Below are 25,147 nucleotides of genomic sequence, written 5' to 3'. Positions count from 1 at the left end.
TCTAAGACTTTCTGGTATAGTTCACTTATCATTTTCGTTATTTAGGTCATATATAGTAAATATGACTTATCTTTTTTGGGAGTCTGTGTCTGTATTCCATGCTACATAAGCTTTTCAGCTTGCTTGTCCCCCTGTCAGCCCAAAAAGTTGAAACCTCTCGTTCTCAAATCCAAAACGAACAGGCAACCAAAACAGCTTTTATTATGCCTTTTTTGCAAGCATGGGGTTACGATGTGTTCAATCCCATGGAAGTTCACCCCGAATATAGTGCCGATTTAACTGGATTAAAAGGGGAAAAAGTAGATTATGCTATTTGTTTGGACAATCAACCAATTATTTTGATGGAATGTAAAAGTTGTCATCAAAATCTTGAGCATCCTAAACATAGTTCCCAACTGCATCGATATTTTAACGCAACTGGAGCTAACTTTGGAGTTTTAACTAATGGGATTATCTATCGGTTTTATACGGATATCGTCAAGGATAATATCATGGACGATAAGCCATTTTTTGAGTTTAACATTCTCGACTTTGACGACTCTTCTGTTAACGAATTAAAACGATTTTCTAAATCTAGCTTTAATTCTGACGAACTAGAAGAGGTTGCTCGCAATTTATTGCACACAAAAGAAGTTAAAAAAGTGATTGCCCAGCAATTAAATGATCCTTCCCCCGAATTTGTTAAGTTTTTTGTTAGTCATGTGTATTCTGGGGTGAAAACTGCATCGGTTGTCGACAAATTCACAGAAATTATTAAGCGTTCTCTCAAAGAGTATATCAATGATATCATCAAAGAAAAATTTGAGGAAGTTTTAGGAAAAGAACCTGAAACAAATACTCCTGATACATCAGCAGCAGAAGATACTCCACCAGAAGAAACAGGGGAAGATAAAATTAATACGACCCCCGAAGAATTGGAAGGATTTTACATTATTAAATCAATTCTACGCGAAGAAATCAATACCGCACGCATTCAATTCAAAGACACTAGAAGTTATTTTGGTATCAACTTAGATGGAAAAGTAACTAAAACAGTCTGTCGTCTGCGCTTCCATGAAAGAACTGGTAAGAAATCAATCAGTATTCCCGATAATGTCGAAACTGGTAAAGAAGCAACCACAAATATAGACAGTCTTGATGAAATTTATGGAGTCGCTGAATTTCTGAAATCTCGCATCCGCTATCTGACTCAAGATACTTATAAAAGCAAGTCAGAAAAAACAGAAAGTATCTAAAATAATTATCCCCTATCTCTTTAATGACCGCAATATTTCTGATGATTGGTGGATTAGCGAGCAAACTTCAACACAAATACCATCACTACAAAATCTCTTAACTTTCCTGAAACAACTACTCAAAATGGAGTTGATATAATTATATTTATCTGCTGAAAACTTGGGGAGTTATACCAATTCTCCAAAGTCTGACTACAGAAGTTTAATCCCCCTAAATCCCCCTTAAAAAGGGTGACTTAAATTCGATGTGTAGTTTTCATTTAGAGAAATGGTATTATACTAAATCCGTTGAGTATAGGCTACATATCAGGATAGGCAAAAGGCACTCATGCAAAAGGGGGAATAAATAATCAGTCTTTGATAACCGGATTTGGTATAACTTAATTGTGTCAAAGCTTAGAAAAAAAGCGAACTTCTCTGGGGAGAAATTCGCCTTAATTTCCAGAAACTCTGAATTTATTAATTAGGCACGAGCTTCGAGACGACCGTAGAAAATGCCGCGAATTTTCACTTCTTCAGCATCTTTTGCGCCTAAATCGGTGTCGGAAGGCTGTTCACTTTCAAAAACACCAGCAAACTCGCCGGTAGAAGCGTCAACTTTAGTTACCTGTAAAGACATAGTACCTTTACCCAGTTCCGTCGCTTTGACGTTAGCACGCTGGAAATCTTGACTATCAGCACTAGCGGGTAAAGCGACAGCATTATCATAACCCGTCACCACACCCCGACCCTTGGGATCCAAGAAACCAGCGCCACGATAGGAGGGAACTTTAAAGTCGCCTTCAAAATCGGTGGAACTGTTAATCGAGTTAAAGCCGGCTTCGGTTTTGCCGGTGAAACCTTTAATGGTAAAGAAGAGGGGAACTCTTTCACCTCCGGGTAATTGTACGGTAATGGGTTGGAAATCGATACCGTCTTCTTCCTTGAGGGTTAAAACACCGTCTTCACCTACGGTTAAGCTCGCTGTCATCTGTTCTAAACTGGTGGTATCTCTGGTTAAGAGTTTACCCGGGATAAAAGTGGCCGCTTCCCGCTTATTAATGGGTTCACCCTTGACAAAATATTCTTGGGGTTCCAAGCATAAATCTGTCACCACATAACTTTCGCCGCGTTCTAAGGGGAGAGTACCCCGGGTGAACTCGGAAATCTGCGGACATTTGTTAGCTAATCCCGTGTTTAAAATTTCATCATAGGTTAGCTCGTTTCTATTCAGGACGGCACTAGGCGCGTCGCTACAAGCTGTCAACACCCCCAAGCACAAGGCTAAAAAGGCAACTAACAAGGCACGAAATCTCATCTATGTCAACCTCTCTTTGTCAATCTTTACAATTACTACCCTTGATCCATAGCCTGATGAATTATCGAATCGGTCGGGCCAATTCATCGAAACTCAGTTTATCAAAGATCCGTGACCATTGAGAAGATGGGGGACAGGAGACGGGAAACAGCAGGCAATAGGCAATAGGCAATAGGCAACAGTAAAGAGATTGGAGGAGATTCGGCTAATCGAAGAATAAGCAGTTTAAATACGTCTTAGCTTAGGAGTCAGTCCCGATGAAAAAATTTTCACCACCACAGATGAAAGAGGTTTCCTTCCCCACACCCCACACCCCACACCCCACACCCTACACCCCACTTCCCCACTTCCCCACTTCCCCACACCCCACAGCATCTTTCAAGTCAGAAGGCTCTAAGTAACTCATAGCTGATGACTGATATGATTGGTGTGACTGTTTTCAGATGCAGAAATTTCGATGAATAGCCGATTGCCGGGAGATAATAGCCAATTAGATAGCCAACTGCATTCCCTTGTAACGACGGTGACAGCGATCGCCGAAGAACAACAGGGAGATTGTAACGGTTTGTTAATGTTGCTGCGAACTTTAGAAAATTTACATCGGCAAATTCGCGAGCAGATGTTCGAGCCATCTTTACCCAATACTCGTAAGGACTTATACGGATTACTCCGGGATATCGAGGAAACCGGGGGATGGCCCTATATAGAACGGATGAAGTTACAAATGTTAATGGAAAAATTATTAGCCAGTGAAGTCGGCACGCTCGATTCGGCGGCAAAAACCGATGATCGAGAAAAATGAGTTTCCAGAGGTTACGGAGCGGGTTACAGTATTGGGAAAATGGATTTTTAGGGGTAGTTCGTAAATCATGACCACCGTGAACCCGATTAAATTTGGAACCGATGGCTGGCGCGGGATTATCGCCGCCGATTTTACTTTTGATCGAGTCGCTCTGCTCGCTCCCTTGGCGGCTCAGGTTTTAGCCGATAATTATGGTCAGATCACGGGTTCGCGGACGATGATCGTCGGCTATGATCGGCGGTTTATGGCGGAGGATTTTGCTCAAACTGCGGCGGAATCGCTTCAAAAAGCCGGTTTTGATGTGCTTCTCTCCCAATCCTACGCTCCCACTCCCGCTTTTAGTTGGGCAGCTCGCTCAGAAAATGCTCTCGGTGCGATCGTCTTAACCGCCAGTCATAACCCGGCTAAATATCTCGGTTTGAAGGTTAAAGGTTATTTTGGTGGTTCTGTCTCGCCGGAAATTACCCAACAAATTGAAGCTTTATTGTCTAATCCGCCGCAATTTAAGGCAGCTGCCGGTAAATTAAGCACTTTTGAGCCATGGTCAGGTTATTGTCAGGGTTTACGCCAAAAAGTTAATATTGCCGCTATTGCCAACGCGATCGAATCGGGACAACTAAAAGTTTATTCCGATGTCATGCACGGTGCGGCGGCTACCGGTTTAGAGCGTCTTTTAGGGGTGGGGATCACGGAATTACGCGGCAATCGCGATCCTTTGTTCGGTGGCGGCTCTCCGGAACCTTTACCGAGAAATTTGACGGAAATCATCGATAAACTGGCTCACAGCGCCAATTTAGCCCCTTTGCGAGTAGGTTTGGTCTTCGATGGGGATAGCGATCGAGTGGCGGCGATCGATGGTCGGGGGAATTTTTTAAGCACCCAAAATCTCATCCCGATTTTAATCGAGCATTTAGCCGGCAAAAAGGGAATGAGAGGGGAAATTGTGAAAACGGTGAGCGGTTCCGATTTAATCCCCAAATTAGCCAGTTTATACGGTTTATCGGTCTTTGAAACCCCGATCGGTTATAAGTATATCGCCGATCGAATGTTGACCACTCCTGTGTTAATTGGTGGGGAAGAGTCGGGAGGTGTCGGTTATGGTACTCACATTCCCGAACGGGATGCTTTATTATCAGCTTTATACGTTTTGGAAGCGGTGGTAGAATCGGGCCAAGATTTAAGCGATCTTTACGCGCAATTACAGGATAAAACTGGTTTTTATTCTCAGTATGATCGCATTGATTTACCCCTAGCTAATATGGAAGCTCGCGATCAGTTAATTACTGCTTTGGATCAGGAACCCTTAAGGGAAATTGCCGGTAAACAAGTGACTGATTGTAATCCTATAGACGGTTATAAATTCCGTTTAGAAGATGGCAGTTGGTTGTTAATTCGCTTTAGTGGTACAGAACCGGTTTTGCGTCTCTACTGTGAATCTTCAACCCTCGATCGAGTTCATGAAATTCTTGCCTGGGCAAAATCTTGGGCTACCTATATCTAAACTTAACTAATAGAAAACGGGTTTCTTGAATAAACCCGTTTTCTATTCTATTATTTTTTAACGCATTCAATAATGCAAATATCCTCTTGAGTCGGAATAATGCGATTTAATTTTAATCCCGCTTGACTCAACAATTCCTCAAATTCTTCTGCGGTTCTTTCTTTACCTCCCGGACACATAACTAACATATTTAGGTCTAACATTTTAGCGGCCGAAGGATTATTACCCGAAGGAACAACCATTTCCAAGACTAAAACTTTCCCATTGCTATCTAAAGCTTGACAACAGTTTTTCAAAATAGCAATCGCTCGTCGATCATCCCAATCATGAATAATATGTTTTAATAAATAGCCATCTCCTCCCGATGGTACGGATTCAAAAAAATTACCGCCAACGGGTTGACAACGATTGAGAATGCCGTGTTTTTCTAAAGTCGGTTGACAATGGGAAATTACATATTCTTCATCAAAAAGAATCCCTTTGAGGTGGGGATATTGCTCTAAGATTGTCCCCAACATCTCACCGTATCCCCCACCTACATCTACTAGGGTTTGAAATTCCGAGAAATTATACACAGCTAAAATAGCCTTCTCCTCCGAAAAAGAAAAACTATTCATCGACTGTTCAAAAATCTCTGCATCTAGCGGATGAGTTTGAAAATATTCAAAGACCCCCATCCCAAAGACATCATCAAAGGATGGTTGTCCCGTTTTAATACTATGTAACACATTTCCCCAGGCTTGATAATGGGGGGCTTCTCCTAACATAATCGCTGTCGCTTTTACTGACCGGGGATGGTCACTAGATAAATGTTCGGCTAAGGGAGTTAGTATAAACTGTTGAGATTCAGTTTCTTGAAAAATTCCTACACTAGCTAATGCTCTCATCAGTCGGTATAAAGCAGCAGGGTTAGTCTCAGTTAGGGAGGCCAATTCTTGACAAGATTTCGCTCCTTTGCTTAAATGCTCGGCTAGACTTAATTTAGCCGCAGCATAGATGGCCTGAGATAGCCAGTAACCCGAAACCATTTGGGTTAATTGAAGATGAAGAGGGAGTTCAGGTAAGGACATAAGCAACTTTTGTGGGAATAAAATTAAACATTACCATATAGAATAAGCTGCCCGCGCATTTAAATTGCCTATTGAAATGAGGCACTTTTGCAAGAGTCAACAGGAAAGGGATTGGGGGAGATTCAGCTAATGTCTAAGCGCAAGTAGAGAGATAAACACAAAATTTCAATCCAAAATTTAAAGCGTGTTTCCATTCAATTAATTTCTAAACGCAAGTAGAGAGGTTAATTCATGAATTAACCTGACAAATGTTTCCATTCAATTAATTTCTAAGCGCGAGTAGAGATAGGAAAATGGCTTTAATTGAATTGTAGGGCTAATTCATGAATTAGCCCTACAATAATTTTCCATTCAATTAATTTCTAAGTGCGAGTAGAGAGAAAAGCCTGTAAATAGCGGTTCGCCCTCGACCTTATCTTTCCATTCAACTAATTTCTAAGCACAAGCAGAGAGTCGGGCAGTTGAAAACTTGAAGTCGGGAGAATCCATTTGTTTCCATTCAACTAATTTCTTCAGTGAGTATAGAGATGGGGTTAATGTAACATTACTATAAATATCTTGTCAAGTTTCTATTCAATCATCCTATAAAGTCGCCCTAAAAGGGCGAGGCTTTAAACCCAATTTTTCGGTAAATCAGCCATATAAACCGCTAAAATCTCCAGCCTGTGGTATGTCGAGGGATTTTACCGGATACAGAGTTTGCATAGACAAAAAACTATCCAAATATAATAATCATAGAAAAAAATCTATATTAGCAGAAACTCAGACAGGATAAGCTTTTGAAGCCTTTTACTAAAAATCTTTTAAATACCCTGTTATCTTCAAGGATTACTGGGGCATATTAAGTATAACGAGAAGATCAGTCGGCAAAAAGTTGAGGCGTTTGTGGCCCTGGGATACTGGCAAGCGAAAATCTGGGGATTGCTACGAGATCCCGTCTTGAAAGCACTGCATAGCAACTCAGGACGGGGTGGTGACAGCTTTTGGAGAGATTTAGAAGTAATGAAGTTGTGGGGAAAATATAACCCCGAAGAATCGACTAAAAAAATTCTTAAACAAATCAAACTAGCTGACTATATCACCTCGGCCAGTGATCGAGCGGCGATCTCTAGTTTAACCCAATTCGTTAACTACGATCAACAAACAGGTCTAGAATTGCGTCATCTCCTCTCTGGAGAACCCTTAGATCTCAAATTAGCTAACACAACTCATCAGAAAATCGCTTTTAACCGCACGGATTACTTAAAAGAACAAGAAAACCGACTATTTAACCAAATTCCCGCCAGACTACGCACAGGAATCTCAGAAAACGAAGCTAAAGAACTATTTTGGTGGTTATGGCGCTGTCTTCCCCAAGCAGCGGCGAAATTACTCGATGACGAAAATCTGCTCCTAATGCCCGCCGAAACCAGAATACCGGACGGATCGATCTGGAGTCATGCTAGTTTAACGGCGGCCATTGCCGGGACTCTAGCGGGATATGATCTCACCTCCGAAGATGTGGTCAATAAATGGCCGACAGGAAAACAATTATCTCACCCTTATCTCGTTAGTTTCAGCTTTTCCCCAGTCCAAGAACTAATCAAAGCCAGCCGCAAAATGGGCGATTTTTGGGCAGGTTCTTGGATTCTGCACTATTTATCCGCTAAAGTCTGCTGGCAACTCGCCCAACAATACGGCCCCGATAGTTTGATCTATCCCTCTCTCTACGCACAACCCTTAATCGATCAATGGTTATTAGAAAAATACCCCGATTTTAGCTCCTGGATCGACCCACCGGGCGATCAACAATTACTAACCGCCGGATTTCCCCACATTATTATCCTCGTCTTGCCCAAAGATAAAGTCGCGGCGGCTATGCAAACCGCCAAATCTAGCCTATTAAAACAATGGAAAGAAATTAGTCGGCAAGTTTTCGAGGAATTGGCAGAACGTCACTGGATGCCCAAATTAAGAGAAAATAGTCGTACCTGGGACAGTTGGTTAAATGCCCAATGGCAAACCTATTATGTGGGGGTTCCCATCGGTAGAGAAGACCAACCCCTCATCAGTGGCGAAATTTACAAAGAAAACGAAAATATCGACGAAAATCAAGCCGAAGCCCCAGAAAAAGCGCAAAGCTGGCCAGATAAACAAAACGAACTTTATAATCTCTACGATAAAAAAGCTCTATTTTTAGAAAAAGAGCAGGAATTTCTGCAAAAAGCCGGAGAATTACGTCTTCAGAATTGCCAAAAATATCCTTTTAGCTCTAATGTTGGTTCTTGGTGGAGTAGTGCTGTCGAGCAAAACCTTTCTGCCCTTGCTGCCGTCAAAAATGCCCGCGATTGGCAGATTCCCACCGCTTTCGGTCCCCGTTCTACCATTTCTGGACTCGGACCCGTCGTCCATCCCGATGGTAACAACGATTGGATAACTGAAGGTCAAACACAACAATATTGGCAACGAAATGCCGGATTATTCGATGGTATCGAACAACTCAACGCCACCGAAACCGTTAAACGTGGATTACACCTAATCCTGCCAAAACTTTTAAAAAATAGCGACCAAAAGCGTCTAGATGCCGCTTATCCCGATTTAACTGTGGGAGTCGCCGGTTATCTCAAAACAGGTGGTGATATAGACTATTTCCATCGAGTTTGTCGCACCATCTCCCGTAAGCTAAGAAAAGACGGTAAAAATATTCCCTCAGCACTTACCCAACCGTGGGGAATCCCTTACATTGACGATCACATCGAACCGGAATATAAACGTTATCACCCTCGATTTCTTAATGCGGGATGGTTAGTAGAAGAACTAGAGATTGCCGATGAAGAAGTGGCTAATTATCGCCATCAATTAAGCCAATTAATTGACCAAAACTATCCCAACAATAACCCGGCTGATTGGTATGTTATCGCCGCAGGAGATGGTGACGGAATGGGGGAATGGTTAAAAGGCCAAAAAATGAAACCCTATCGAGAATATATCCCTAAGTCACTTCATCAATACGCCGATCATCCCCCGACCGAAACCGATACCCTAGAAAAAGAAGTGCAAAAAGCTTTTGCCGATTTTGTCACCCTCGATAAACCCATGGGACCATCTACCCATAGCGCCCTCAGTCGCGCCCTTTTAGACTTCTCTAATCAACTCGTTCCCTACCTCACCGAACAGCGTTATGCTGGACGCTTAATCTATGGTAGCGGTGATAATATTCTTGCCTATACTAATCTCTGGGAATGGGACAAATGGTTATGGGATATCCGCCAATGTTTTAAGGGAGAAAAAGACCCCCATGGCGAATTTAATAACGCTGGTGACTATTGGCAATGGGAAGGCGAAAAACCTCCCGAAAATCTCTCCAAACGTCCCCTATTTACTATGGGAAAGCGGGCGACTATCAGTTTCGGTATTGTCATCGCTCATCATTCTGTACCCCTTGCTATCGCCCTAGAAAATCTCTGGGAAGCTGAGAAAAAAGCCAAGGAACACGCCTATAAAGGCTTTGACGGCAAAAAAGTCAAAAAAGACGCTGTACAAGTGCGCGTTCTCTACGGCAACGGAAACATTCTAAAATCTACGGCTAAGTTTGATGTTTTTTATCAATGGCAAAAACTCTTAGAATTGAATTTAGATGCCAGGATCTTTGAACAAGCTGCTACAATTTGGGAACAACATCCCGCACCAGTACAAGAAGCGATTTTTCCATGGACAAAAGCCTTCTGTAGCCGTCGGGAGAACTTATCAGAAAAACAAACAGAGAAGATTCAAAAAGAACTTGTCAACTTTCTAGATAGCCTTTGGCAAACTACAGAAAACACACCAGAAGTTCTTAATGAAGCTATCAACAATTGGCTTAAACTAGCAGCTTTTATGACTCGAAAAAGAGAGATTAAGATTGGAGATTCACTGTCATGTATTGGTACACAATCACTCCCCTAGATGTTCTTCTCCTCCGCGATGCGAAACCCTTTAGCTCCAAGGAAACAGCCTGGGTGGGAAGTACATTTCCCCCCAACAGTTACACGATCGCCGGGGCTTTAAGTGCTTTACTGGATCGCTCTAAAAATGGCTATTTTAGAATCACCGGTCCATTCCTATCTTTTGCTGGAGATACTTTATATCTACCCCGTCCTTTAGGATTCGCCAATTCTGATCCATTAATTCCTATTTCTTGGAGTGATAATTTAACGATTTCAGAAAACCATATATTTTGGGATCGATTGAAACCCGCCCCTTTAGCTAAGACTGAACTTCGCAAAAATTGCCAAAATCGAGAAAATCAAGAGGAAGAAGAGAACGAAAGTAAATATCGTCAGTATCTACCTTTTGAAGTTATTCTCGATTATTTAAAAACAGGAGCGATCGATCCCTCTCCGTGGTTAGTCAAGCACGAAGGAGAAGATAAACCCTGGCGAGAAGAAATTCGTTCCCATAACGCCATAAAACCGGGAAGCAAACGGGTAAAAGATGCCGATGGATACTTTGTGGAAAAAGCGGTCCGAATGCTACCTGGTTGGAGTATAGCGATCGGAATCGATGTTAATATTCCCACTCCCACAACTTTACGGTTAGGAGGAGAAGGACACCGAGTTATGCTGGAAAAATGTGATGATTTAGGTCAACAATGGCAACAATTAAAACAACAATCTGAGGAGAACTTTAAACAAAGAAAAAAAGCGATCGCTTATCTCGTTACCCCCGGTATTTTTGAACGCCGTCACGATAATAATCAAGCCATTTGTCGCTCTTGGCCCTGGGAATGGAAACTCGCCCATACTGTTAATAGTAATCAGAAACCGGGCAATCTAGTCAGTGTCGCAACCGCTCGAGCTATCCCCATCAGTTGCCGCATTCAATCAAAAGAAAATACTAGCATTCCCGCCCCCCAAGTCTTCGCGGCCCCCGCCGGTAGTCAATACTATTTAAATCAACCTGATCGCCTATTTCAAGATCAGCCCAATAGTCCCGAATATCACCAACGCTGGCGCAAATTAGGCTACTCAGAATTACTTTGGATAAACTATAAGGAGAATAGTTAACCTACAGGATCGAGATAGAAGTGCTGAAAATTGCGTTAATGATTTTGATGACAAGCAATCAAAATGGTCATTATCTCACTTAAACAGAGACTTTTAGCTCTCTTAGGTTTGGTGGGTAAAATGTATTCTAAGATACAGTCTTGCTGTCTCTGGAGTGGAAGGAACCACTCCAGAGACAGAGGACACAAAGATTGATCGCTTCTATAGTTAAGTTAAACTGATCAAACAAAGAATAAGCGAGCCGACTTTTTGCCCTTACTCGTTTGATTACTCCATGATGCCATAACTTCTGGGGCCAATGCCCTTCAAACTGGTGACAGAAATCATCTACAGGATCAAATAAAGCATCTAAACTAAATATTAGGACAGGTTATCGGAATTTTAGGTTACTTTCAGCTTACTAACCGTCCTTTTCCTTATCCTGAACTCAGGTTAATTAATCATGAACTTAATTCACTTCTATCTACTTTCTCCCCTACACACCGGAGGGATGACTCAAGAAGGGAATCTAGTCGGTATTGCTCGTGAATCCCATACCACTTTACCCTATGTTCCCTCCAGTACGATTCGCGGGAAAATCCGTTCTTTAGCTACCGAAGAAACCCTAAAATTTAAGTTATTCGGTAATGAAATCGATCGAGATGCAGAAAACTTGGTACAGGGAGACATCTGGATAGGAGATGGCTCGATTCTCTGGTTGCCCATCTCTTCTCTAAGTCACGGTGTCGTCTGGATCACTTCGCCTTTACTTCTCCGTCGTTGGACAAGATTAACTAATCCTCGTCTGACAATTCCCCCCGAATATAGCTGTAGTTTTAAAAGAGCTAACAGGAACGTCTATCTCAAGGATGCCATTCTCAAGGATAATGATCTAAAAGACTGGTCAACTTGGTCAAGTTTTATTCCCCAAAACTCTGTCAGCAGTGGCATTAATCAAGTCTTAGTATTACCCGATCAGCATTGCACGACTCTCATTCAAATGAGTTTATGGCGACAAGTTAAAATTAAATTAGATGAGCATAAATCCGTCGATGGTGGACTTCGTTATGAAGAAGCTATTCCCCCCGATACCTTAATGTATTTTCCTTGGGGTGTCACCTCTCAAGCTAATCAAACCAAACAAAAATCCCAAGCTGATTTTAAACGGTTATTAGCAAACAATGACATTATTCAAATCGGTGGGCAGGAAAGTTTAGGACGCGGTTTTGTGCAACAATTGTAGAGGTAATTTATGACTGATAATCTTGCCCTAGCTAAATGGTCAGTGGTCGATTATCATCGCATGATTTCGGCGAGAATTTTAATCGATCGGCGTGTAGAATTACTGAATGGAGATATTCTCGAAATGAGTCCAGAAGTCCCTTTACACAAAGATAGTGGAGAAGGATTAGCTAATTTTCTCCGTCAACGTCTCAAGGATAAAGCATGGGTAAGAGAAGTTGGACTCATTACCCTAGAAAACTCAGAACCTGAACCCGACATCGCTATAGTTTTTCCCCCTCGTTCTCGCTATCGAGATCATCATCCCCATGCCGATGAAATTTTTTGGTTAATCGAAATTTCTGACTTAACTCTTAGTAAAGACTTAACCGATAAAAAACGCATCTATGCCCAAGCTGGTATTACAGAATATTGGGTAGTTACTATCAAAAATCTAGAGATTTATATTTTCCGTCAACTGATAAATTCTGATTATCAATATCAAGAAAAATTTACTACAGGAACTTTATCTGCCGCCGCATTTCCCGATATTATCATTTCTCTTGATGCCCTTTGGTCAGGGAATATTTTTTAACTTTTGGAGCCAAAATAACCGTGACATTCGACCCTAGAACGATTAGCAATCCCGTGTTCAATGCTTTACAAGAATTATATTTAAATACTGGTGATGATAGTCGCCGCAAAGAACAAAAAAAACAAGCTCTTGAACTTTATACCTATCTTTCGACTTGGGGAATGATGCGCCTAAAAGCTGAGGAAACTACCCTAAATCAAGAAGGAAAAAAACAGGTGGTTAAAAAGTATTTTCAATGCCTAGAAAAGTTATCTCAAATAAATAATCTTTCTAATTCTCAAGGATTAACTACTCTCAAAGATTTATCTACCGATGATTATCTGGGTCTAACGGGTTTAGGCTTGGAAATCGCCCAAGAATTTAGCTTCTGGGCTAACGCCATCTATTCCGATGTGGAAAGTGGCGACTAGCTCAGATAAATTATCACCACAGTTTTGATCATTCATTCAACCAGAAAGGAAATTATAATTATTATGTCCCATAGCCCCTTACCACCCCCTAATCGCCCCCAAAAACCCACCCTAAAAAATCCGGCTATACAGCAGCAAAATAACCACCAACCCCCCAAAAAGCCTCCTAGTGGCGGCGGCGGCAATAATAATCCTCCTCAACCCTCACCCTGGTTAAACGCCGAAAAGGAACCTCAACCCGACCAATCAGCCAGTTTTGTCGAATATCTCCGTTGGATGCGTGCTGCCGACTATCCACACAAAGATGCGACTAAAACCCAAATTCTGCAAACAGCCCAAGAAAATGCTAACTACACTCAGCGTCTTGACCAACTCAATCAACGTACCCAACTGTTAGCGAAAGACGGAATCACTTTTCAAGTCAAATCCACCTGGCGTATTCGTGTCGGTGGTCATCGTGGACCGGAAAGTATTCTTTTACCTGCCTTTGATGCCCTCGGAATGCCCTATATTCCATCTAGTACATTGCGCGGTGTTGCCAGAAACCAAGCCATCCGAGAAATCATGGCGGAAAATAATCTGGAATGGAAAGAAGCTGTGGAAAAAACCACTCTCTATTTTGGCGATATAAACGCCAAAGAGAAAAAAAATAAAACGGGTAAAGTTGTCTTTTTCGATGCCTATCCTTTACCTTCTAAAAACGGGGGGTTAGAAATGGACATGGCTAATAATATTTGGTCATGGAAAGATGATTCTATGGAATATTCTCCTAACCCTAATCCTTTTTTCTCTCTCAAAGAACCAACTTTTTTAATTGGTTTACGTCTAGCTAGTAACTGTGAGGATAAAAAGATACTTGAACAGGTAAGACAATGGCTTAATAAAGGGCTACAGCTTGGCATAGGTTCACAGGTAAATAGTGGTTACGGTGAATTAAAGCCAATTGATGATAATATTCATCCTGATAATAATAAAAATGACAACGATTCGAGTTTTTATCGATTAAATTTTGAGCTAGAAGGTCAATTAATTCATGGTTATCAACGATTCACCCAATGGCAATGGAATCACCGACGCAATGAATGGCAAATGCGGAGCGCACCCGTTGCAGAAGTTCGTCCGACAGCCTTTAAATCGATGATGCGATACTGGTTTCGTGTTTTGGCCTCTGGAGTTTTACCTATTAACGAAGTTCAAGAGATTGAATCTGAATTATTTGGAGGTATTAATCCTAAAAAATACGGTTATCTACAAGTGAATATTCTTGAGGGTAAAGTTACCCAAAAAGAACCTCGAACCAATGCTCAGGGTAAAAATGATCCTTGTGGTGAACAACGGGGAACTTTAGTCTTATCTTTATCTTCTGAAACCCCAAAAGATAAACAAGAAGATGTTAAAAAATTAGCTAAATATTTGCTTTGGTTTTTAGCTGATATGGGTGGTATTGGTCAAGGTGCAAGACGACCTAATTATTCTCGCAAAACTCGTGAATACGCCCCCTGGTTTCGTGGTTCGACATTGTATATTGACAGTGAAGAAGATTTTTGGGCAATTGCCAAGGATGTGCAGGGGTTTAAACAACAATTTCAGCAAAGATTGCAAGATTTTTATGGTATTTTGGATAAAATTAGTGAAACCAATATCAATACTAATAATCTCAGAACAGTAGATCAAGTTTCACAAAATCAATGGATTGATGCGGCCGATAGTAACTGTCAAATTTTTGTCTGTGCAGGAAATGAACAAAGAGGTAAACCCCATGCTTTAGCGATTCTTCACAGTGATACTTTGAAAATTACCGGTAAAAATGGTCAAAGAGAATATGATGGTAATCTCTGTGGTAAAGTCAGTGGTGGAGCTAAACCTTCTCCCGTGTGGATTGCTGATTTAGGAAATTACCAGATAGTTACTGTATTCGGAGCGACGGTAGCTCCTCGTAAAAATTTCGTCAGTGAATTGAAAGCTAAAACTATTGCTGAAAATTTCGCTCAAATCTTCCCTTTATAATCCTAGGCTGTGGGAAGTGGGTTTTTAAAGTTCGCTTGGGAGTTAACCAGACTATTAAAAATGGATTTGGTATTATAAGCTAAGACGCATTTAACCCGCTTATTCTTAGATTAGCCGAACCTCCCCCAATCCCTTTACTGTTGCCTTTTGCCTCTTGCCTCGTCTCAACAAGCAATTTAAATTACGAACAGCCTAACCTTGCACCTGTTTGAGAAAAAAGGGATTGAAACCTTTAACTGGACTGAATTCTAATTTTATTCAGCCAGTCCTATTTAAAAATCAAACTCGTCTAAACCCGATTCTGGGGGAGAAAAGCGACTGCGAGGAGATTTTTTCGACTTTCTGAAAAAAGCGGGAATAATTGCGGCGATAAAAAATCCTATTCCCAAAGAAAAAGCCAATAAAATGCCGATGGGTACTTTAATTGACTCAAATTGTAGAAACTTTAAAGAAACTGGTTGGATATTTTGGATAGCAAAAACTGCCATAGTCATAATCCAACCACCGACAATAGCACTAGCTAAAAAATTAGTGATTGTATTCATGCTTGTCCTCGCCAGGTTTGTAGGAGATTTTTTAACCTTTTGTAGGCTAATTTACGAGTTATACCCCTATTAATTTAACCTCCGTGGGGCGGAAATTACCGTTAATTGACTAAAACGTTACAATTGTCGATCGATCTCGAATAAATCTCGATCGCGATAATATAATTGTGGCCTGATCGCCCTAAGCTAGAGCTAGTAAATATAAATAGCACCCTGTTGATTGATGTTAAAGGTGGTATAACCGGGGGTACTCCCCGGAACTTTGGTGACAGTAATCGTGACTAAATTATCATCATTGACCTCTACGGCATAGATTAAACTAGAAGAATAGCGATCCGCGGCGGCATTAGCCCGATTAATCAGAATATATGCTGGAATTACCAAACCTCTTAGGGTTGTCTCCGCACCTGGAGATAATAATTGGGGAGAGGAATTAATATTGGCCGATAGGTCATAATTGAGGTCAATATCGGTTTGATTGATAATTTTGATCTGCACGGGACGACTCATATTCACCCTAGCAACAGGTTGCCAAGGACCCGGTTGAAAGGTGGTAGCGGGGGGATTTTGAGCGGGTAAAGAAGGGGGAAAAACTAATCCCAGACTTAACACTAGGGAAAGAGTCAAAAAGCGATCGCATTTCATAGATAAATCTTGGTCTAGGGTTTTCATCCTATTTTAGGGAGGTATCCCCAGTGTTTTATACTTAAAGTAGAAGCTTTTGAAATTGTCTATAGCATTGATTGATCAGCTATCAGGGAATATCCTAAGCTTCCCTGATTCTGCTCCGTAAACAAGGCTAAATACACCGATTTTTCTCTAGAAGTTTCCCTAGTAACCCCTATCAACGGTTTAACTTAGGTTGAGATTGATTATATGCCTACCATCGACATATCGGGAGTATCCCACAGTTACGAGTTATTTTCGCCCCGAGCGGATAAACCGGTTTTAGTCTTTATACACGGTTGGCTGCTGAGTCGTCACTACTGGCAGCCTTTGGTAGATATTCTCTCCCCGGATTATCCCTGTCTAGTTTATGATCTCCGGGGCTTTGGCGACTCCCAAAAAATCACCTCTAACAGTCCTCCTAGCAGTTATAACCTTGAATCCTACTCCCAAGACGTTATTACCCTTCTTAACCGCTTAAACCTCGATGCTGCTTGGTTAGTTGGTCATTCCCTCGGTGGTAGTGTTGCTTTGTGGGCCGCGGATATCTGTCCTGAACGCATTAAAGGGGTAATCTGTATGAATGCCGGCGGTGGCATCTATCTAAAGGAGGAATTTGAGCGATTTCGGGAAGCCGGAAGACAGATTTTACAGAGAAGACCGCCTTGGTTGCCCCGTGTTCCCTTGATTGATGTTTTATTCTCGCGGATGATGGTCAAGCAAACCCTAAGTAAAAAATGGGGCAAACAGCGAGTGATTGATTTTGTCCGGGCCGATTACCAAGCGGCCCTGGGGTCACTTTTGGAAACCACCACTATCAGCGAAGTTCATCTTTTACCCCAGATTGTCTCCCGTCTCCCGCAGCCGGTCTATTTTCTGGCGGGGAAAGAGGATACGATTATGGAAGTTAAGTACGTTAACCATCTGGCCAGTTTTCATCCTTTGTTTGAAACTGGCGGCAACGTGATTGAGTTATCCGGTTGTGGTCATTTTGCCATGCTCGAACAAACAGCAGCGGTGGCCCAAAAGATGATGGCTATTTTAAATCAGCATCGGTGTTAGGGGGTTAAGTGTTGAGGTTTTAGTTGAAATTCCCCCATCACCCCATCACCCCATCACCCCATCACCCCATTCCATCCACAGATACTGTTATGAAGTGAAAATTTATGTAACAATGACTCTATAAGGGCGATTTTTTAGTGATCGCCGAGGCCGTCTATTAATCGAATCGATGTCTTTGAAGAACGTAGCCCCAAACCGGAAACCTGACTTTTCTTACCCATTCTTGCCACTACTAGCGGAATTTTTCTCCCTTTTGTGTTATCCACGGGAATTTTTGAGCTATTGCTGAGATTGGCATTTTGTCACTTCCCGTTAGTTGAATTCAACAAAAGAAGCTGTTTAGGAGCAATTTATGTTACACCGCAAGATTTATCAATTCTGTATGGATGGTCAGGAAGTCTGCATTTTCTTGCGCGATCAGCAAAGATGGATTGATAATGCTCGTATTGTCGATCTAGAAAGCGATCTCGTCACCATTCGCTACGAAACAGAAGAAGAAGACGAAATTTCTTCTTGGGAAGAAATGGTGCGTTTAGAAAGTATTGGTGCGGTGAGCAGAAAACTGGCCTCGGTGTCGCGGACGAATCCTGATATTAATGTCTCGGAAGATTGTCCGGAAGCAGAACAACTTTATCCCCATTCTCCCGATAGCTTAGATTAGTTTTGTCGATTTAAATGACAGTGGCTAGAAGTCCCGAGGTTTTAACCATGGCCAAGGGACTTTTAAGGGATAGAAGGGAAGAGAGCCGGTCAGAATCACCACTTGTTGTAAAGTTATCCTAAGTAGTCGTGCAAAATTAATTTCTTGGTTAGGATAGGCAAAAGGCAAGAAGTAGTTAGATATGTGTAATTGATTGTGTCTAGCTACTTAAAAGCCGCCAGATTTTCTCTATTATAAGCTGGAGGAGCAAAATGAATTCTAATCCCTACTTCGCTGCCAAGTATATCTATCAAAAATTTGTGGCAGTAGTAATAGTTTTAATTAGTTGTTGGTTAGTGACTTTTCCGGCCTTCGCCGGCTCCGCCCCTCTAGAAGTTAAAATTAGTCTAGGCTCCGGGCAAGGAGAATTAAAATTCTTTCCTAGTCAATTAGACTTTATTGCCGGACAAAAATACAAATTAATTCTCGATAATCCCAGTCCCACTAAACATTATTTTACCGCTAAAGACTTCGCCGATGCTAGTTGGACCCAGAAAGTTGAAGCGGGAAAAGTGGAGATTAAAGGGGCGATTCACGAACTAGAATTAAAACCTAATGCACAGGCAGAATGGGTAATAGTTCCTCTCAAAACCGGTAAGTATAAATTAATCTGTACTATTCCAGGTCATGCCGAAGCGGGAATGGTGGGGGAAATCGCCATTAATAACCCATGAATTTAAGAAAAATTGTCTCCTTTGCTTTCCTATTATTTATTCCTCTATCGGTGGTCGCTGGTCGTCTTAATTGGGGAGATCAAGCTATTTTTATCACTGCCGCTTTATCGATCATTCCCCTGTCAATTTGGTTAAGTACGGCTGTGGAAAGAGTTGCCGTAGTCACCGGGCCAACTTTGGGAGGATTAGTTAATGCTATCTTCGGCAATACTACCACTTTAGTTATTGCCTTAATTGCCCTAAAAAAAGGCTTGGTGGACATCGTACAAGCCAGTATTACCGGCAGTATTCTCAGCGATTTATTATTATTTATGGGCATGGGAATGCTCACGGGAGGAATTCGCTACAAAGAGCAAGAATTTAAACCGATTTTAGCGCGGGTAAATGGTTCTTCCATGACTTTAGCAGTAATAGCGATCGCTTTACCAACTTTGGTAATATATACTTCTAAGGTGGTGGAAGTTGCCGATATTCTCCGTCTTTCCCTAGTCACCGCCACGGTTTTATTAATAGTTTATGGGTTAACTTTATTATTTTCCCTCAAAACCCATAGCTATCTCTACGAAGTGGGATTAAGTAACGAAAATACCCCCGACAATCAGGTTAGTGAGGAAGAAAAAGCTCAAGTCTGGATTTGGTTACTTGTGCTGCTTACTTCCACTGTAGCTGTAGCTTATGAGTCGGATTTATTTGTTAATGTAGTGGAATCGGTGATGGAAGGATTTAATCTCACTCCTCTCTTTATCGGGGTGATTTTCATTCCTTTAATTAGCGATGTTTCTGGAATAGTTACCGTCACTCAATTAGCCCTAAAAAATCAGATGGATTTAACGGTTTCCGTGGCGATGGGTGATAGTTTATTGGTGGCTTTATTCGTGGCACCTTTATTAGTTTTTATCGGTCAATTTTGGCAGCAACCGATGGATTTAAATTTTAATCCCTTTAACGTTGTCGCTTTAATTGTAGCGGTGATTGTCACTAATTTAATCAGCTTTACCGGTCGTTCCAATTGGTTAGATGGAACCTTATTACTAGCCACCTATTTAATCTTGGCAGTGGCTTTTTATTACCATCCCACCTAGCAAAAAAAAGAGATTTAGGTATTTTCTGAGATTTCTGTCTTAGAATGGATCGATATCACCTTACTGCCGCAGGATTGCTGATGATGAAAAGAGGGTTTTGGTTTGTCGTCGGGTTAGTAGTAACGATAATTCTCCTTCCTTCCCTAGTTCTTTCTAATTCCATCGGTGAACAGGGAATTTATGCCGATCGCCTGCGGGCGGAACCCTATAATTTATTAGGGCGAAAAATTGCCATCGGTCAAGTGGAAATCGGCCGACCGGCTCAGTTCGGTTATGATAAAGTGGCAGCTTGGCGACCTCCCTATAAATTAGCCGGTGTTTTTTTTCGCGATCAAATTGCCAAACCCAACACCTATCTAGATAATCACGCCGCTATGGTGGCAACGGTGATGGTCAGTGATGATAAAAAAATCCCCGGAGTGGCCCCAAAAGCGAGATTATATTCGGGGGCGGTGGGTTCTTTGCGACGCGGCGGACAACCGGAAGAATGTCTTGCTAGTCAAAATATTGCCCGACAAAATAGCGGTGATGTGCGGGCGATTAACTTTAGTTTTGGGGAATCTTTGCAAAGAGATCAGCGACAGGAACCAAAATTAGATGGTCAAGCTTTATTAACTCAATGTGTTGATTGGTCATCGCGAGTTGATGATGTTCTTTATGTAATTGCTGGTAATCAAGGTAAGGGAGGAATTCCCATTCCCACCGATCATTTTAACGGCATTACTACCGCTTATACAGCGAAAAGAGAAGGAAAATTTACTAAAGTTGATTTTGCTAATATTAGTGCTTTACCGGTGGGTATTGGCCGCAGTGTAATTAAACGGGAAATTAATGATGGTTTGCGACGGTCAATTAATTTAGTTGCCCCCGGCAATAAAATAGAGCTTTATGATCTCAAAGGTAAATTAAATACTGTTAGTGGCACCAGTTTCGCCGCTCCTCATATTACAGCATCCGTGGCGCTTTTACAAGAATACGGCGATCAACAAATTAATCAAAAAAATCCCCATTGGAGTCTCGATTCTCGTCATCATCAAGTGATGAAAGCAGTGATGCTTAATGCTGCCGATAAAATTAAAGATAAGGGCGATGGGTTACGATTAGGTATGAGACGGACGGTCTTAACTAAAGACCAAAAAACTTGGTTAGAGTCCGATGCTTATAAAGACCCGAAAATTCCTTTAGATATGCAGATGGGGACGGGACATCTTAACACTTTTCGCGCCTACCAACAGTTTAGTAATGGTCAATGGTCGGCCGCAGAATCTATTCCTCCTATTGGTTGGGATTACGCTACAGTTACCGCTAATAGTTATCAAGATTATGCCCTAGAGAAGCCATTAAAAGCTAATAGTTTTGTTTCGATAACTTTGGCTTGGGATCGTTTGGTAGAACTAATCGATACTAATCGCAATAATCTCTATGATCTCGATGAAAGTTTCCGGGATCGCGGCCTGAATAATTTAGATGTTTATCTTTTACCTGCCCAAGAGGATAATAATGCTAAATACACCTGTGCTTCCCTGAGTGATAGTGATAGTTTAGAGCATATGTTTTGTCCTGTACCCATCTCTGGAAACTATAAAATTCGGGTTCAATATCGTCAACAAGTTAACGAGAAAGAACAAGCTTTTGCTCTTGCTTGGTGGACGGTTCCTGAATAATAAAAATGATAGTAAGATAGTAAGTGAGGAGAGGCGCTCATGCAACAGGCACTCATGCAAAAGAGGGAATAGATAATCAGTTTTTAATAACCAGATTCTCTCCCCCATGGCAACTCCTACAGGACCTTGATTTTTCCTTGGCACAGCTGCCAGCGGTTATTTAGAGGTCTTCCCGAATAATAGTCCCAATAAGCTTTTTATTATCCAGAGTAATGCTAAGGTTGCAATGGTCAACACAGCCCATCTTGGTAATACATTTAGTAGATAGGCTATTACTCCAAATCCAATAATAAAAAGAAGCAATGATTTCAAAGCAGAGATGAGGGGAGAGGCTTGTGTTTTATAGCTGCTTGGACTACTTCTTTGGGACAGGAAATAGTATATATTCAGAATTTGTTTGAGAAGCTGATAAGATTGAAGTCTAAGCAGTCGTTTACCAGTCTTACTAGATTCTATGATATCACTCAAAATTATCGCTGACCGAGTGCCTAAACTTTTGAGAATATTAGAAGGTATATCTTTCACTATTGTTTCTGAACCAACTCCATATTCACCCAGGAAGTATTCTTTTTCTTTCCCTTTTAAATCTTCCAGGAAACGTTGAGCAAGTTCTGCAGCAGCTAAGGGAGTTACTGCTTTGTCAAAATAGCCACCAACATATTTGTAGTTTGGCTCAGGAGTTGAGTCAATTTTTTGTTGATTCCATTCCAATTGTTCAGAAATTGCGTCTTTGAATACATTCCCTAAATTTTCCTTAAGAATAGCACTATGTCCTAAACTGACAAGCTTATTTAAGAATTCTTCTAATTCTTCTTTTGCAAGGGTTGTATTAGGTTGAGCAAATTTAATTAAGTCTTGAATTAGCTCATTTTTTTCTGTTTGTGTTTCTGTGGGAAAAGATTCATCAACAAGTCGCTTGACGTATTCTTGAATTTTCTCTTCCTGAGTTCCTGAGAATTGTTCTAGTTTAATTTGGCGACTTACAACTCCAGAGAAGGCTTTTAAGGATTCTGAAGTTAATAACCCATCAACAATACGGTTGACTCCATCTAACCGTCCCCAAAGTATATCATTAGAACGCCAAGATTTCTTAAAAAAGCCTCCAAAAGCACGAAATTGATCTCCAGCTAATTTTTCTTCAAGTCCCTTATCTTTGCCAAATCCTTTATCAGCATCATTGGGAGAAATACGAACAAGTTTAATTGGACTGTTGTTTTGGACATCGGACAAATATTGATAGGGATATATTACTTGATCAATTAGCTGAAATTTCTCAAATTTGCCAATTGCTGGTTCTACATTCTCCGATTGTTCAGTTAACAACTTCGCCGAAGCTTGTTCTATTTTTTCTAATATTGTTTCACCTTTGGTTATAGTTAATGCTTCCCAATCTTGATCTAGAGCTACATCTTTAACCTTCTTCCGTAAATTGTCCCCGATAGAATGGATTTTGTCAAAATTTAGCTCTTTGAGATTTTCTACGGTGACATCGGCTAAATCTTGACTATCTAAGATAAGACGCAACAACGTCAATAGATAATCATATATTTTTTTGCGCTTCAAATTTACAGATTGTTGATTATTGTCCTCTTCATCTTCTGTAATGAGTTGATAAAATTTTTGGCGAACAGGTTCGGATTTTATCACTTCTTTGATAACCTGATCAATGACTTTGAGCAACTCTAGCAGCCAAGTGATTTTATTGGCTAAATTTTTCAACTCTGTATATTTGGTAATATCATCTGTATCTTTAGTAATAGCATCAGATATCAGAGAGTAAATTTGGGACAAGAGAAAGTTATGTTTTCTAATAGCATATTGAATATCTAGATTTTCAACATCTTGAGCTAGGGAGTTTAAAGTTTCCTCTCGCTTTTTAATTTCCTCAGAATTATTAATAAATTGGGTCAATAAACTGGCACTTTTTTCTAATAGTTCTTCCTGTTCTTGTTCTTTTCCAACAAAATATTGATTGTCAAAAATTACGGAGAGAACACTATCTCTTAAACTGACTAAACGACACCTCCAATAACGATTTTTGGCTTCTGTTGTTTGTTCAGATACTTCTTCATCAACACTTTTTAATAACAAATTATAGCGACGAATTTTGTCGTTAATACCTTTGATTTGTTGAAGATCTTTGCCAATACTTTCATAGCTGGGTAAACCGATTAGAGAACCCGTGATGACTTCCCAAACAGTAGGTTGCTCCATTTCTTTAAATTTGGTACTGTCAACAAAGCTTTCCGGATTGGGATCGAGATAAAATAATTGACGATTGACAGGACGATCTGCTGTACGATAATAAATGGCTTCAGTGGTATAACTAAAAGGACGATTATCTAGAACTCCCCCATCAACAAAATAGATTTTATATCCCTCTTTTGGAGGTTCTTGCGGAAGGATGCGATTTCTCAAAAGCTTTCCCCATTCTTGTAGTTGGTTATCTACCTTATTATCAGACTTGATTTCGACAGGTACTACGGGAAAAGCCAGGGGAAAACAAGAGGTGATTCGACAGAGTTTAGCTAAGGCTTGTTGAGTATCTTTATCTGTCATAGAAAAAGGATCTCCAAAATCTTGATCTTCTCGATATTTAAGATGAAAAACGCAACGATTATCTTTGATTTCGATGACTTTTCCAGTGTTGTCAAAGGTTTTATAGATTCTTCCTAAAACATCAGTGCCAGTGATAAACAAATCTAATTCGTTAAACTCTGAATACCATTCTCCATCAGGAGCAGATTGTTGGTTATTTCCAGCTTTTTCAAAAGCTTTAAAAAGTTCTTCCTGATAGTATCCCTCGCCGTTTAAAAGAGAGTTGACATTGGTCTGATTATTTTCTTTTTTGATCGGACGCAGTAATTTATTTATATCCCCACTTTCTCGCCAAATATCTCCAAATTCTTTAAAGTCAACTACAATTTTTTCGTAGCTATTAGCAACTGCATAGCTCAAGAGAACTCCATTAATTCCTCCCGCTGAAGTTCCCGATACAATATCAACAACAATATCTGAATCTGTCAGTGCTTTAATTAATTTATAAATCCCCCGACCCCTTGTTGCGTTATAAAATTCTCGACAAACACCATTCATATAAACTGCTAGAGAAACCCCACCATAAAGCACTAATCCTAAGCGAGTTTCCCTACGAAAATCTGGTTTTTTCAAGCAAGTGGCTGACGAAGATTGTGTGTTTTGACCAGGTGTTGCAGTCATAGCAAGTCTCCACAGTTATTTGGCGTTCTAAAAGGGACAGATACAGTTGGGAGTCGTTTGTGGCGGTTTTTGCGATCAGGGTTGGGACGCTCTACCACATTTCCCAATATAAAAGGATACACACCACCCCGCCACAAACGTTGTATCCTAGACTATATTTTAATAAATCTTTACATTTATCCTGGTATTTGAGGTTGCGGGGAAACAGAAGTCAGAAAACCAACTAAAGCGGTGCAGTGGGAAAAAGCGAAAAACTGCACAGCTAATCAGGTTCTTGACTGGTAAAAATCCCCAGATATGGAAATCGTTGCTATGATTACGATTATCTCCCATGAAAAATATTCACCAGAAGGAACCTGAATTAACGGCAAATTATAGCGCGGTGCTTCTAAAA

20 protein-coding genes are annotated in these 25,147 nt (G+C 40.8%); 14 read left to right on the top strand and 6 right to left on the bottom strand.

Annotated elements, in window-relative coordinates; all coding sequences use genetic code 11:
- Nucleotides 1-98 precede the first annotated feature (98 nt).
- Complete coding sequence (locus IM473_RS18860) at nt 99-1,235, top strand: type I restriction endonuclease (RefSeq protein WP_287658076.1); 1,137 nt, start codon at nt 99-101, stop codon at nt 1,233-1,235.
- A 463-nt stretch (nt 1,236-1,698) separates the two neighbouring features.
- Here the strand turns inward: IM473_RS18860 and IM473_RS18855 are convergent, their stop codons facing one another.
- A complete protein-coding gene (locus IM473_RS18855; RefSeq protein ID WP_194013966.1) occupies nt 1,699-2,532 on the bottom strand; it encodes a photosystem II manganese-stabilizing polypeptide in 834 nt (277 codons plus the stop codon).
- A gap of 457 nt (nt 2,533-2,989) precedes the next feature.
- Between IM473_RS18855 and IM473_RS18850 the strand changes: the two genes are divergently transcribed.
- Nucleotides 2,990-3,334 (top strand): hypothetical protein, encoded by a 345-nt coding sequence (locus IM473_RS18850; protein ID WP_287658075.1) that lies wholly within the window; start codon nt 2,990-2,992, stop codon nt 3,332-3,334.
- Nucleotides 3,335-3,401: 67 nt separating this feature from the next.
- A complete protein-coding gene (locus IM473_RS18845; RefSeq protein ID WP_287658074.1) occupies nt 3,402-4,835 on the top strand; it encodes a phosphoglucomutase/phosphomannomutase family protein in 1,434 nt (477 codons plus the stop codon).
- A 50-nt stretch (nt 4,836-4,885) separates the two neighbouring features.
- On the opposite strand, the gene IM473_RS18840 is transcribed toward IM473_RS18845, so the two are convergent.
- The gene (locus IM473_RS18840) at nt 4,886-5,905 is read right to left on the bottom strand and encodes a methyltransferase (RefSeq protein WP_287658073.1); all 1,020 of its coding nucleotides are present in this window, start codon (nt 5,903-5,905) and stop codon (nt 4,886-4,888) included.
- An 885-nt stretch (nt 5,906-6,790) separates the two neighbouring features.
- Between IM473_RS18840 and cas10 the strand changes: the two genes are divergently transcribed.
- The 6 genes from cas10 (at nt 6,791) to cmr6 (ending at nt 15,141) form a co-directional block, all read left to right on the top strand.
- Entirely contained in the window at nt 6,791-9,829 is a 3,039-nt protein-coding gene (gene cas10 / locus IM473_RS18835) for a type III-B CRISPR-associated protein Cas10/Cmr2 (protein ID WP_287658072.1), read from the top strand.
- Nucleotides 9,802-10,929 (top strand): type III-B CRISPR module-associated Cmr3 family protein, encoded by a 1,128-nt coding sequence (locus tag IM473_RS18830; protein WP_287658071.1) that lies wholly within the window; start codon nt 9,802-9,804, stop codon nt 10,927-10,929. Before cas10 ends, IM473_RS18830 begins: the two co-directional genes overlap by 28 nt.
- A 442-nt stretch (nt 10,930-11,371) precedes the next feature.
- Complete coding sequence (gene cmr4 / locus IM473_RS18825; protein WP_287658070.1) at nt 11,372-12,151, top strand: type III-B CRISPR module RAMP protein Cmr4; 780 nt, start codon at nt 11,372-11,374, stop codon at nt 12,149-12,151.
- A gap of 9 nt (nt 12,152-12,160) precedes the next feature.
- The gene (locus IM473_RS18820; RefSeq protein ID WP_287658069.1) at nt 12,161-12,724 is read left to right on the top strand and encodes a Uma2 family endonuclease; all 564 of its coding nucleotides are present in this window, start codon (nt 12,161-12,163) and stop codon (nt 12,722-12,724) included.
- Between the two features lie 20 nt (nt 12,725-12,744).
- On the top strand, nt 12,745-13,134 hold the full coding sequence (locus tag IM473_RS18815; protein WP_287658068.1) for a hypothetical protein: 390 nt from the start codon (nt 12,745-12,747) through the stop codon (nt 13,132-13,134).
- Between the two features lie 63 nt (nt 13,135-13,197).
- Nucleotides 13,198-15,141, top strand: coding sequence for a type III-B CRISPR module RAMP protein Cmr6 (gene cmr6 / locus IM473_RS18810; RefSeq protein ID WP_287658067.1), 1,944 nt, complete (start codon nt 13,198-13,200; stop codon nt 15,139-15,141).
- Between the two features lie 272 nt (nt 15,142-15,413).
- Here the strand turns inward: cmr6 and IM473_RS18805 are convergent, their stop codons facing one another.
- Both IM473_RS18805 and IM473_RS18800 read right to left on the bottom strand, forming a co-directional pair.
- The gene (locus tag IM473_RS18805) at nt 15,414-15,686 is read right to left on the bottom strand and encodes a lipopolysaccharide assembly protein LapA domain-containing protein (RefSeq protein ID WP_287658066.1); all 273 of its coding nucleotides are present in this window, start codon (nt 15,684-15,686) and stop codon (nt 15,414-15,416) included.
- Between the two features lie 192 nt (nt 15,687-15,878).
- Nucleotides 15,879-16,331, bottom strand: coding sequence for a hypothetical protein (locus tag IM473_RS18800; protein ID WP_287658078.1), 453 nt, complete (start codon nt 16,329-16,331; stop codon nt 15,879-15,881).
- 231 nt (nt 16,332-16,562) lie between these two features.
- Between IM473_RS18800 and IM473_RS18795 the strand changes: the two genes are divergently transcribed.
- The 5 genes from IM473_RS18795 (at nt 16,563) to IM473_RS18775 (ending at nt 21,534) form a co-directional block, all read left to right on the top strand.
- Nucleotides 16,563-17,414, top strand: a complete 852-nt coding sequence (locus tag IM473_RS18795) for an alpha/beta fold hydrolase (protein WP_287658065.1) — start codon at nt 16,563-16,565, stop codon at nt 17,412-17,414.
- 352 nt (nt 17,415-17,766) lie between these two features.
- Entirely contained in the window at nt 17,767-18,075 is a 309-nt protein-coding gene (locus tag IM473_RS18790) for a DUF6679 family protein (RefSeq protein ID WP_002757875.1), read from the top strand.
- 251 nt (nt 18,076-18,326) lie between these two features.
- Nucleotides 18,327-18,788, top strand: coding sequence for a cupredoxin domain-containing protein (locus IM473_RS18785; RefSeq protein ID WP_190719633.1), 462 nt, complete (start codon nt 18,327-18,329; stop codon nt 18,786-18,788).
- Nucleotides 18,785-19,870 carry a calcium/proton exchanger gene (gene cax, locus IM473_RS18780; RefSeq protein ID WP_287658064.1) on the top strand — a complete coding sequence of 362 codons (1,086 nt, stop codon included), beginning with the start codon at nt 18,785-18,787 and terminating at the stop codon, nt 19,868-19,870. Before IM473_RS18785 ends, cax begins: the two co-directional genes overlap by 4 nt.
- A gap of 44 nt (nt 19,871-19,914) precedes the next feature.
- Nucleotides 19,915-21,534 carry a S8 family serine peptidase gene (locus tag IM473_RS18775; protein WP_287658063.1) on the top strand — a complete coding sequence of 540 codons (1,620 nt, stop codon included), beginning with the start codon at nt 19,915-19,917 and terminating at the stop codon, nt 21,532-21,534.
- Between the two features lie 156 nt (nt 21,535-21,690).
- Here the strand turns inward: IM473_RS18775 and IM473_RS18770 are convergent, their stop codons facing one another.
- Both IM473_RS18770 and IM473_RS18765 read right to left on the bottom strand, forming a co-directional pair.
- A complete protein-coding gene (locus IM473_RS18770) occupies nt 21,691-24,753 on the bottom strand; it encodes a patatin-like protein (RefSeq protein ID WP_287658062.1) in 3,063 nt (1,020 codons plus the stop codon).
- A gap of 159 nt (nt 24,754-24,912) precedes the next feature.
- Nucleotides 24,913-25,086: a S26 family signal peptidase gene (locus IM473_RS18765; RefSeq protein ID WP_370445071.1), complete on the bottom strand. Its 174-nt coding sequence runs from the start codon at nt 25,084-25,086 to the stop codon at nt 24,913-24,915.
- Nucleotides 25,087-25,147 lie beyond the last annotated feature (61 nt).

Origin of the sequence: Microcystis sp. M015S2, assembly GCF_020245945.1 — a bacterium.
Lineage (GTDB): Bacteria > Cyanobacteriota > Cyanobacteriia > Cyanobacteriales > Microcystaceae > Microcystis.
The sequence above is the reverse complement of the archived record's forward strand: the minus strand, read 5'-3'. Positions and strand labels throughout refer to the sequence as shown.